The sequence below is a fragment of the Dietzia sp. 179-F 9C3 NHS genome (genome assembly GCF_045369825.1).
GTDB lineage: Bacteria > Actinomycetota > Actinomycetes > Mycobacteriales > Mycobacteriaceae > Dietzia.
On sequence record NZ_JBIQES010000026.1, the window covers coordinates 1 to 10,478 of the forward strand.

General features: G+C 62.9%; 10 protein-coding genes. 4 read left to right on the top strand and 6 right to left on the bottom strand.

Features of this window, described 5'->3' with window-relative positions:
• Positions 1–15: 15 nt before the first annotated feature.
• From ACH0BZ_RS16070 to ACH0BZ_RS16095, 6 genes are all read right to left on the bottom strand, one after another.
• Positions 16–237, bottom strand: a complete 222-nt coding sequence (locus ACH0BZ_RS16070) for a hypothetical protein (RefSeq protein ID WP_406899733.1) — start codon at positions 235–237, stop codon at positions 16–18.
• 37 nt (positions 238–274) lie between these two features.
• The gene (locus ACH0BZ_RS16075) at positions 275–751 is read right to left on the bottom strand and encodes a Pycsar system effector family protein (protein ID WP_406899734.1); all 477 of its coding nucleotides are present in this window, start codon (positions 749–751) and stop codon (positions 275–277) included.
• 118 nt (positions 752–869) lie between these two features.
• Positions 870–3,446 (bottom strand): DEAD/DEAH box helicase, encoded by a 2,577-nt coding sequence (locus tag ACH0BZ_RS16080; protein WP_406899735.1) that lies wholly within the window; start codon positions 3,444–3,446, stop codon positions 870–872.
• Positions 3,446–5,563, bottom strand: a complete 2,118-nt coding sequence (locus ACH0BZ_RS16085) for a site-specific DNA-methyltransferase (RefSeq protein WP_406899737.1) — start codon at positions 5,561–5,563, stop codon at positions 3,446–3,448. The genes ACH0BZ_RS16080 and ACH0BZ_RS16085 overlap by 1 nt, the downstream gene beginning before the upstream one ends.
• 201 nt (positions 5,564–5,764) lie before the next feature.
• Positions 5,765–6,238 (bottom strand): IS5 family transposase, encoded by a 474-nt coding sequence (locus tag ACH0BZ_RS16090; protein ID WP_406899747.1) that lies wholly within the window; start codon positions 6,236–6,238, stop codon positions 5,765–5,767.
• A 37-nt stretch (positions 6,239–6,275) separates the two neighbouring features.
• Complete coding sequence (locus tag ACH0BZ_RS16095; RefSeq protein WP_406899738.1) at positions 6,276–6,695, bottom strand: IS5 family transposase; 420 nt, start codon at positions 6,693–6,695, stop codon at positions 6,276–6,278.
• A 121-nt stretch (positions 6,696–6,816) separates the two neighbouring features.
• Here ACH0BZ_RS16095 and ACH0BZ_RS16100 point away from each other — a divergent pair, with 121 nt between their 5' ends.
• The 4 genes from ACH0BZ_RS16100 (at position 6,817) to ACH0BZ_RS16115 (ending at position 10,437) form a co-directional block, all read left to right on the top strand.
• The gene (locus tag ACH0BZ_RS16100; RefSeq protein ID WP_406899740.1) at positions 6,817–7,023 is read left to right on the top strand and encodes a hypothetical protein; all 207 of its coding nucleotides are present in this window, start codon (positions 6,817–6,819) and stop codon (positions 7,021–7,023) included.
• 108 nt (positions 7,024–7,131) lie between these two features.
• A complete protein-coding gene (locus ACH0BZ_RS16105) occupies positions 7,132–8,922 on the top strand; it encodes an AAA family ATPase (protein ID WP_406899742.1) in 1,791 nt (596 codons plus the stop codon).
• A gap of 58 nt (positions 8,923–8,980) precedes the next feature.
• Positions 8,981–10,015, top strand: a complete 1,035-nt coding sequence (locus ACH0BZ_RS16110; protein ID WP_406899744.1) for a 5-methylcytosine restriction system specificity protein McrC — start codon at positions 8,981–8,983, stop codon at positions 10,013–10,015.
• A 266-nt stretch (positions 10,016–10,281) separates the two neighbouring features.
• Entirely contained in the window at positions 10,282–10,437 is a 156-nt protein-coding gene (locus tag ACH0BZ_RS16115) for a hypothetical protein (RefSeq protein WP_406899746.1), read from the top strand.
• Positions 10,438–10,478 lie beyond the last annotated feature (41 nt).

Consider the following 10,478-nt stretch of genomic DNA (forward strand, 5'->3'; position numbering starts at 1 on the left):
GCCAGCGGGCAACTCTCACGTCCGCCAGCGGGCACCTTCGTGACCGCCTACGGGCAGTCTCTCGTGTCCGTCGTCAGGAAGTTTGATCCACGTGTCGCTGGACGAGGAGGGGATGCCCTGCGCCTTGAAGGTGCCGTCCTTCTCCACCACAGGGATGTCGGAGTTGTTCAGGACTGTGTTCACCTCCTCGACCAGTTCGTCGAGGAGAGAGGTCAGGAATGCGGGTTCATCACTCATGTGAACTAGGTTACGGAGCCGGTCTGACACTCGTGGGCTACCAACTCAGCGCCTGGCCTACGACTACCGCCACCGTGCTCAGTAGGGACAGGAAACCGAGAAAGATGGCGCGGTTGGCCCACGTGTACTTGCGGACGGCTACCTCGGAGTTGGCCACAATCTGACGCGCCAGGTGGTCCGTGAATGCTGGCGGGCTGGAGAGCGCTTCCCTGAGATGTGCCGCATACTCCTCGTGCTTGCCTGCGAAATGCTTTCGAATGTCGCCGTAGTAGAGCGGGTTCAACTTGGCATGGTTGGACTCGTGGGCGAACTGGGGCAGGAGGCCCAGCGAGGCGCACCCAGCGGCTAAGAGCAGCAGCAGTCCGGAGAGACCCTCCAGCAACAGCATGAGGGCGGAGCCGCGTCCCACCTCGATGACCAACGTGATCAGTCCCGCCGCCAGGACTCCCAAGAACGCCAGCACGACCCCGAGTTTTGTCTCGGCATGCTTCACCCACTCGTTGACATTGGTCAAGATACTCCGAGCCTCATTGACCATCGCTGCGCCGGGGGTGCTGGTGGACGCGACAGGCGGGGTGTCTGTCGGTGCAGGTGAGGTCCAGGTGCGGCGGAGCCAGTCCCACAGCGCCATCTCAGTAGTTGCTCGCCAGGTCGGACTCGTAGAGTCCCATGGCCGTCTTGGCATCGCGGATGGCCTGTCGCACGTGGTGCTTGGTCAGGTCGAGCACGCGCATGGTTCCTCCGGTCTCGGCCACCGACTCGATGCGGCGGAACTCGCCCTGGTACTTCTCCGCGAACGCGGCGAGCCCTCGCAACTTGGGCAGGGCATCGGAGAGGTGGTGGCCGTGGGGGTCCACGAGGTCTGCGACGATCTGACCGGCGTGGTCGGTGCCGAAGAAGATGAAGTCGGGACGGACTGCCTTCCAGGTGCCGGTGTCCTCCTTGTAGGCGATGGCCAAGGATTCCTTGGTCGCGCGTGCGGGGTTACGGTACCAGCCCTTGAAGCCGGGCTGCTTGGCCTCGGAGGCCAGGACCTTGCGTTCCCAGTCGTTGAGCGTGATCGGGTAGGAGCCGTCCTCGGCTGCCATCAGGTGCATGAGGCGGGTCTCCAGCGGGCTCTCGGTCCCGTCCTTCTCGCGCACCATGGTCTCGGCCTGCGCCGCCTTGGGCACCGTGAGAGAGATGCGTTCAGGTTGGGTGGACATGCCCTCCAAGCGGTCGTACTCCGCCTGCCGCTCGTCCGAGAGACCCTTGCGAGCGACGCGGGTCTGGTTGAGCCAAGTCCTCGCCAGGTCGTCGGCCTCGTCCTCGACGGCCTCTGCGATTTCAGGCACCCGCCCCAAGGCAGCGACGGTGATGTTGGCCTCCAAGAGGTCGTCATCGTCACCGTCCGGGCCGACCAGGTGGTTGACGTACGAAGAGCACAGGGCGGGGCTCAGGACGCGCGCAGCGGCCCGGTAGGAGTCGTCGATGGCACGCGGGTCGGCCGACTCCTGGAACGACTTGTAGGAGAAGCCGCCGCCGATCCGGCCTCGGGCCTCCTCCCCGCTCATCGTGAGCACGTCCTCACGCGCTTGGTCGACCTTCTCCTGGTACTGCACGGCCCGACCGTCCAGGACCGCGTGGAGGTGCTTGTGCGCCTTCTCCACAGCCTCCTCGACCAGGTTGTCCTTGGACAGTGCGGTGGCCAGCGCGGTGAGTCGGCGGATGGGTTTGACGCCCTTCTTCGGGATCGTCACCGAGGGCAGGGCGGCGAAGGTCTCCCAGACCTCCTGGGGCACCTGCGGGTTGGGGTGCAGGTCCACCGGGTCGAACAGGACGCGGCGTCCCTCGCCGCCTCCGGTGTCGGTGTCCTCATCGTCCTTGGAAGTCGCGCCCTTCATCAACATCTCGGCCACACCCGTGGCGGTCTTCCGGTCGAAGAATGGCAACAGGCACTCCACGGAACTCAGCAACTCGTTGCCCGGGATACGTCGTGCCAGCGGCGTGCGGATCATTCGCCCGAGCAGCTGGGTGATGTGGGTTCTGTCCTTCGCCGGGCGCATCGAGACCAGCACCTCAGCGCGCGGGCAGTCCCAGCCCGTGGAGATCGCAGACTTGGCCAGCAGCACCCGCACGTGGGTGGCATCCTGTACCCGCTGGGGCTCGATGTACGGCACGCCCTGCTGGCCGACCAGCAGGTCCTGGTGCTCCCCGAAGACGTTCGCCACGGCGTCGGGGTCGAGTTCGGGCCAGGCGTCGTAGATCGTGTCCAGCGTCCGCACCAGCGTCTCGGTGGTGGGCTTGTCACCCACCTGCACCACCAGCAACGGGATGACCGGATCGGCCTCCTCCTGCTCATCGGCGTACGCCAGCCACGCCGCCGTCGAGGCGCGGACCTTCTCCACTGCCCGACGCAGGAGCACTGTGTCGAAGACCCCCTGCTCGGTCGGGATGCTCAGAACAATGTCGTCCTTCAACAGCCCCGACGCCTGCACCAGAGCGGAGTCCACCTCCACCGAAGGCAGGGCAGTCCGACCCCTCGCGTCCTTCATCGCGGCCTCGAACCGCTCCACCGTGGCCGAGATGCCGAACACCACCGGCATGGGCGGCACCGCGCCGTTGCCGTTGATCAACCGCTGCACGATAGTGGAGCGATCCTTGCTCGTCGTCCCCATCCCACGGTGGGCTTCGTCCAGCACGAAGTACAGCGTCAGGTCTTCGTTCTCCACGGTGTTCGTGATCACGTCGTAGATCGAGGACTGCATCTCATCCGGACGTGGCTGGAACAGCCGCTCCTGCCCGGGCAGTGGGGTCGGCTCGCCGCGCACCAGACGCGAGTTCTTCGACAACTTCTGCGTGTTCAGGAAGTACACGTGACCCGGACGCAGCGAGGGCTCGGAGAACGTCGTCTCGATCACCCGCAGCCGCGAGTCCAACTCAGTCGCGGCCTCCTGCAACCGAGCCCGGGACTGCTCGTTCAGCGACGGGTCGTCGGAAAACCACAGCACCACTGCGCCAGGATCGGCCTCGAAGTCGAACTCGTCGTTGCCGAAGAACAGCGCCTCGATCACCGCAGCAGCCATGACGGTCTTGCCCGCGCCAGTCGTCGCCGTCAGCGAGAACTGCGACAACGACCCGTAGCGGTGATACATGTCCCGGGCCTGCTCCAGGTTCCGCAGCACGTCCCGGACGGCCTCGCCCTGGTAATCCTTCAACGTGTAGCGCATCAGCGGCCACCCCTCAGCATGAAGTTCTGCAAGTAGGACTCGTACAGCCGCACCGGGAGCACCGCACTGGGCAGGTCACGGCACACCATCTGAAAGGCCGAGTCGTCGTCGGTGACGATGAACGCCGTCTTCACCGACTCCTCCTCAGCCACCCGGGCCACGAAGTCCCCTGCCTGGTCCAGGTTCTCCAGCACCCCGTAGGTGTCGGCCACGTCCCAGCCGTTCTCACCCAGATCGGTGATGATCCGGCCCTGCGAACCAGCCCTCAGCCACAGCATCGGCGCGATCCGCTCGAACGCCCTGTTGTGGCGGACGGACAGGGGTGCCTCGTAGGTGAGGGTGAAGAACGCCGCGTTCTCCTCGAAGCCCTCGCTCATCGGGAACTCGTCAGTGAACTTGTAGTCACCCTTGATCGGCGTGCCCTCGGGGGTGTGGCCGGTGATCGCAGCGGTGATGCGGGGCTTCGTGATGTAGTCACAGATGCCCTGTGACTCCCAGTCATCGTCTCCAGGTCGCAGGCCCTTCTTACGAAGCCCCCGCTGTTCCTCGGCGCTCACCTCGTTGTTGGTCACCGAGATGCATTGACGGCGACCCCCATCCTGCTTGTTCAGCCGCATGACAGCGTGCGCAGTCGTTCCGGAGCCAGAGAAAAAGTCAAGCACAATAGCGTCGGAGTTGTCCCGTAAAACATGGGCGAGGCTGTCCTCAACAGCATGCAGTGATTTCGGGAAGGGGAAGCGCCTGCCTGGCAAGTGGGCTCGCAGGATGGCTGTTCCGCCCCTCTGCGCGTCATGCGAAGGGACGTTCCACTGGGTTGTCGGCATTACGACTCGTCCAGTGACGTATCTCGCCACTACCGAGCCGTCCGCTGCTCGTCTAACTACTTCCGCCTTTCCCGCCTCGATATCAGAGATAATCCCAGCGGTGAGATACGAGATTACGAACGGCTGCGGCTCGGAGGGCTTGGCTCGTCCCACACGCAAGTAGCCTTTGCTCAATCGTTCACGCGCTGGACCGGGTGTCAGCCCCCAGTTCATCTCTGTGCCATCCGGACGAATCGGAAATACAGCAACGCAGCCGGGAATTTGGGGACATTCCCGGCGATCTTGACCGTGCGGGATTGGCTCACCAATCGATCGAACACGATGGGTCTCTTCGTCTACGTAAATGGGATAGAACTGCGAAACGCCACCCTTCGCAGTTCCTCGGCGGGAGGCGAAGTCGCTCCGGCGAAGAGTGTCCCAGATAACTGGCATCGCTTCTTCCACCCTCTGTTGGGGGAGGATTACGGCAGCACCAATACGCACAAAGAAGATGTATTCATCGGTACGGCTAAACTCAGCGGCCCGACCCGCTCCAGCAGGATTGATGAGGCTACTGACCATTTGAATACGCGCTTCAGGGAACGTCTGCTCCAGGAGCAAGCCCAGCCTCAGATACTCCTTCTCGTCAATGGTAACGATCAGAACGGAGTCTTCGGGGTTCAGCAGTTCGCGAGCGACCCACAACCGTCGCTCCATGAATGCCAGCCACTTCGAGTGCCTGTAGTCGTCGTCACCCTCGACGTAGTTGTTATTGTACTTCCAATCTTTCGCGCCCGTGTTGTACGGCGGGTCGATGTAGATGGCATCGACCTTGCCCCGATGGGTGTACGTCAGCATCTCCAGGGCGTGGAAGTTCTCCGCGTTGATGACGGTGTGGAACGGCTTGTCCCCGCCGCGCTCGACCCGGCCCGTCTCCACGAGGCCCGGGTAGATGCGGTCGTTGAACTCTGCAACCACCACCAGGTCGCCGGTGATGACCACCCGGGTCTCCGGGTCCTCGGCATCCAGTTCGAGCAGATGCGCGACTCGGCCCCCGTCGACCCGCTCGATCTGCTCCACACGCCACAGCCGCTGGTCGCCCGGCTTGACCTCACCCCGAGGCGGAAGGACACGCACCTTGTCCCCGCGTCGGACGGCCCGACCCGGCAACTCCACAGCCTCTGGCTGGTGCTGCTCGAAGACCAGGCCGAACGTCCGCCGCTTCATCAGCGCGGCGAACTCCTTCTCAAGATCGTCACCGAGTTGCTTGTCGGCCTTCCGGGCCTGCCTCAGTAGTTCAGTCAGTCGCGACACTCGCACGCTCTCCTTAAAGGTCTGCGAGTGCTCCAGACCCGCTCTGCTCATCGTAGGCAGCGGCACCGACAGAAGCCGCTAGGCTGGTCCTATGGACGGTGAGGTACGCAGTGAACCTCCCTGGTTTCGTCGGAGGGTTCCGATCTAGCAAGGCAGACTGGAACCTATGGCAGCACCGCGAAAATTCGACGCCGAGACCCGTTAGGGTGTGTCTCCTAATGCGCGCAGCCAGGTCAGGATTGCACAGAGGGTGACGGCCGCGCGGTAGGTGATTGCGAGTTTGTCGTAGCGGGTGACCAGGGCTCGCCGTTGCTTGGCCAGTGCGAAGGATCGCTCGACGACGTTGCGCCCTTTGTGGAGGTCAGCGTCGAGTTTTGGTGACCGGCCGCCGCGGCTGCCTCGGCGCTGGCGGGCGGCGATAGTGTCGCTTTTCTCCGGGATGACCGCGGTGACTCCGCGACCGCGGAGCTGGCGTCGGATCGTGCCGGACGAGTACGCCTTGTCAGCGATCACCGCGTCGGGGCGGGTGCGAGGCCTGCCCTGGCCAAGACGCGGAATGTGGATGTCGGCCAGTACTTCGGCCAGCATCGCGCCGTCGTTGCGCTGGCCGCCGGTGACCACATTCGCCCGCGGCCGACCACGACCGTCGACGGCACTGTGAATCTTGGTCGTCAGCCCACCGCGTTAGCGGCCAATGCCGTGACCTGCGGGTTCACAGTCCTGGGGTGGTCGATTCTTGTGATTCGACCGTGCCCCCTGTGTCCTGCTCGGGACGAGTTGCATTTGTGCCGTGCTGATGAGCCCGGCAGATGGTGGCGTCGACCGAGACGTTCCAATCGACATCTCCAGCCGCATCTGCCTCAGCAAGGATGGTCTGCACGATCCGGTCCCAGGTCCCATCACGGGCGTAGCGGGCGTGACGCTTCCACACCGTCTGCCACGGACCGAACTCCTCGCGGGGCAGATCCCGCCACGGAATCCCTGCTCGATATCGGTAGGCAATACCCTCGACTACCTTGCGATTGTCCCGAAACGGATGCCCCTGCCGCCCTTCATTCGAGGGCAACAGGGGCTCGATCCGTTCCCATTGCTCGTCGGTGAACTGGCGAAACCGTGACTTTGTCTGCTCCATACGGCCACGGTCTCGCAGGTCACCGCTCAGCTATGGGAGACACACCCTAGACGCCCCGTCTTGGGCGGCGCTGGTGTCGAAGGCGTGTGGCAGGCTGCAGCCGACCAGAGAGGCGGCCATGATGAGCGAATCCGAACCCGTGGACGTCGGCGACACCTTCGAGGTGGTTCAGCTGGGCCTGTGTGCCGGTGGGCTCGTGCGGACGTGGAACTCCGCCGGCGATTCGGCGCTGTGGGCGGTCGACGACCCCGGCTGGCTGCTCGCCAACCAGGCGGTGGGGCGACTGGCTCGGACCACCCAGGACGACGGGGACTCACAATCTCGGTAAACAAGACTATGATGCGCAGAGAAATGTCAGCATGCGGTGAGGCACCCATTCTGCACGGAGTCGCAGTGGTCACGGAAGCAGAAAATCGTCGATAACAGGGAGGGCGCGATGGAGCACCACGACGACAACTTGGATCTCGACAGTCCTGTTGGACCGGTTCCGATTGAAGGGCGGCCCCCTGAGTTCTCGGCGCTCGAGAACGACGCACCGGTGCGACGGGAAGCGGCGCGACTCCTGGAAATAGTTCGGAACGGAGGCTCGGTGCTCACCGACCGGGACGTCTGGACCAAGGAGAATATCGAAATCCTCATCGAGCGATTCGTCAAGCAGCCGGATGTTTCGGGGAATTCGTTCTTCACCAAACTCGACGGGCAGCTTGAAGGCGTTCACGATGACGTCCGTGTGCTATTTGCTGAGATATTCCTGCTGCAGATGCTGCCGATCACGCAGTTCCGAAAGGAGACAAAGGTTCGCAACATCATGCGAGTGCTGCGCGATGCTGAGGGCAACTACGAGCTTCCTCAGGAGATTTTGGACGCCTTTGATTCGCCGCTTTTCAGCGGCGGGACGGCCTATGGAGTACGTCGGTACTTTCAGCTGGCGATGTTGATTGAATTCGCTCGGTACGTGCGCACACTCACCGAATCAGAGCTCGCTACTGCGTATGCTGAACCGCTAGCGTGGCGCGAGCTCGTCAACAATGCACCGGGGACTCCAGAGCCATCGCTGCGAGGGGCGCTTGTGTATATGGGGCACCCTGGGTACTACCTCCCGATCGTCGCGGAGTGGCACAAGGAGTCAATCGTCGATGCATTTTACCCGGAAGTCACGCATCAGCAGCCCTCCGGCGACTCTGACGTCGATCTCGCGGCACTCAGGAAATGGATGACGCCCGATCCAATCGTCACCCCGGACTTCTACAGCGAACCCCTCGCCTCCTATTGGCTCGAGGAGGACGATGATGATGAGGGAGAGAACGAGGGAGACGACGACGGAGACGGTACCGTCGATGTCAAAGAATACACGATCCAGTCGATCGTCGACGACGGTGCTTTCCATCCCATCGACGAACTGCGTTCGATCGTTGAGAGGTGGGCCGCGACCCGAAACGTCATCCTCCAGGGTGCCCCGGGTACAGGAAAATCGTGGCTTGCTAAACGACTCGCCTTTGCGCTGATTGGCCAGAAACTTAATGCCGCCGTCCGTACGGTCCAGTTTCACCCGGGAACATCGTACGAGGACTTTGTGCGCGGATGGCGGCCGGGTGGAGACGGTTCCCTCACGTTAGTGGATGGGCCGCTACTCCAGCACGCGGAGCGGGCGCGCAGGTATCCGGATATCCCGCACGTCATCATTATCGAGGAGTTCAATCGTGGCAATCCTGCCCAGGCGCTCGGCGAAATGCTCACCTTGCTCGAACGCACGAAGCGCAGCGAGGCGGAAGCACTCGAACTGACCTACATGCGTGATGACGAGGAGGAATTCTGGCTACCGGAGAACCTTCACGTAATAGGGACCATGAATACAGCGGACAGGTCGTTAGCGCTCGTGGACTTCGCCCTACGCCGGAGGTTCGCCTTCTTCGACCTCGAGCCTCAACTCAATGATAAGTGGAGGGCGCACCTGAAGTCGCGCTTCCGCGCTGAGCCGAGTGCGCATATCGACGAGGCGGCCCGACGCGTTAACGCGTTGAATGACGTCATTGCCGAGGACGTTGGGCTCGGACGCGCGTTCCGGATCGGGCATTCGTACTTCACTCCAGAAACCAAGGAGAGCGAGTTCGAACCATGGTTCCGGTCGGTCGTGCATACCGCCGTTGCACCTCAGCTCGCAGAGTATTGGCACGACGACCAGGAGTCGGTGGCCAGGGAAACCGACCGGCTGTTGGCGAGGTTCTGAGGTGTTCGCAGCAGGAGCCGGATCCACACGAATCAACATTCGCAGTGTATGGTTCTTGATGCTCTACGCGTCCGAACTCCTGGATAAGCTCACATCGGCCGAGAGGGAGAGACTTATCGGAGGTGAGCGCGACAATGATCTCCTTGACGCGCTCGCTGCCATTCTGGCGAGCCAGGTGGAGGCGCGAATGCGATCGATGCTTGCTCGTGGATTCCGGAAGAGGCATGAATCGCTCAGCCGTGTCCGAGGCCGAATAGACCACCTGGGAACGGCGCGCCGCAGGCTCATGGAATCCGGGAGGATCCTCTGCCATTACGACGAGCAAACCGTCGACCGGCCCCGATACCGATACATGCTGGCCACCCTGCGAATCGCTGCGCATACGGCAGAGTCCGAAGGGGTGGGTCTTCGGTGCATCTCCACCGCGCAATTGTTGGAGCGAAACGGCGTGTCGTCCACAGATGCGACGTCGGCAGAAATTTCGACGGAGCAATACGGTCATTTCGACGCGCAGGACCAGAAGCTCGTGGCCCTGAGCGCCCTGGTACGCGACATGTGTGCGCCTGAGCATGTGGCCGGTCACCAGGAGCTTCCGGCGATCGCACGAGATGAACGCGCTCTCCGTACGCTGTTCGAAAAAGCCGTGCGTGGTTTCTATCGGCACCACTTGGGTCCTTCTGGGTTCAGCGTGAAGGCCGCATCCAGGGGGTGGCCGGCCGTCGGCGAGCCGGAAGCACTGACATTCCTGCCGCGGCTGAATGCCGATGTCGTGATAAGCGGCCCTGGGCGACAGGTGATCGTTGAGTGCAAGTTCGGCCCAATTTTCAGTACGCATGAGCAGCGCCGGAAGGTGATGCTCGAGCCTGGTTACCTTCGTCAGCTGTACACGTACGCCAACGTGTACGGCCAAGGGTTCAACGGAGAAACCAGCGCGGTCCTCTTGGGCGCGCTCGTTCAGAGGTCGCTCGGCCGGGATCTCGAACTGGAGATTGCCGGAATCCCGTTCACGATCCGCGAAGTGGACCTCTCGCTGTCGCCCAGCGCCATTCGGGAAGCGCTCATGTCCGCGTTGCCCGCCTGCACTACAGCATGAGAGGAGTCGTTCGCCGTTCCTCGGCGCTGATATGGCGACTTCGCAGGGCGACGCGCCTTCTTGACCGAGTCTGATTTTGCCGTTTCCAGGGAGCGGTCTGCTGGCACAAGCTGCAGCGAACACCCGTGCTCGCGGCCCTTGACGTCGTCATACCGCCCTCCCCGCCTCATCCCCACTCACCTGCTGTGCCCTGGACGCCTCGTCTTGGGCGGCGCTGGATGTCGGAGGCGAGTGGCAGGCTCCAGCCGACCAGAGAGAGGGCCATGATGAGCGAATCCGATCCCGTGAACGTCGGCGATACCTTCGAGGTGGTGCAGCTGGGCTTGTGTGCCGGTGGGCTCGTGCGGACGTGGGACTCCGCCGGCGATTCGGCGCTGTGGGAGGTCGACCTGAGTTCCACAACTTTTAGTGCCCCGCGTTGATGGCGTTGATGAGTTCGCGGGCCTCGTCGGGAATCGTGGGT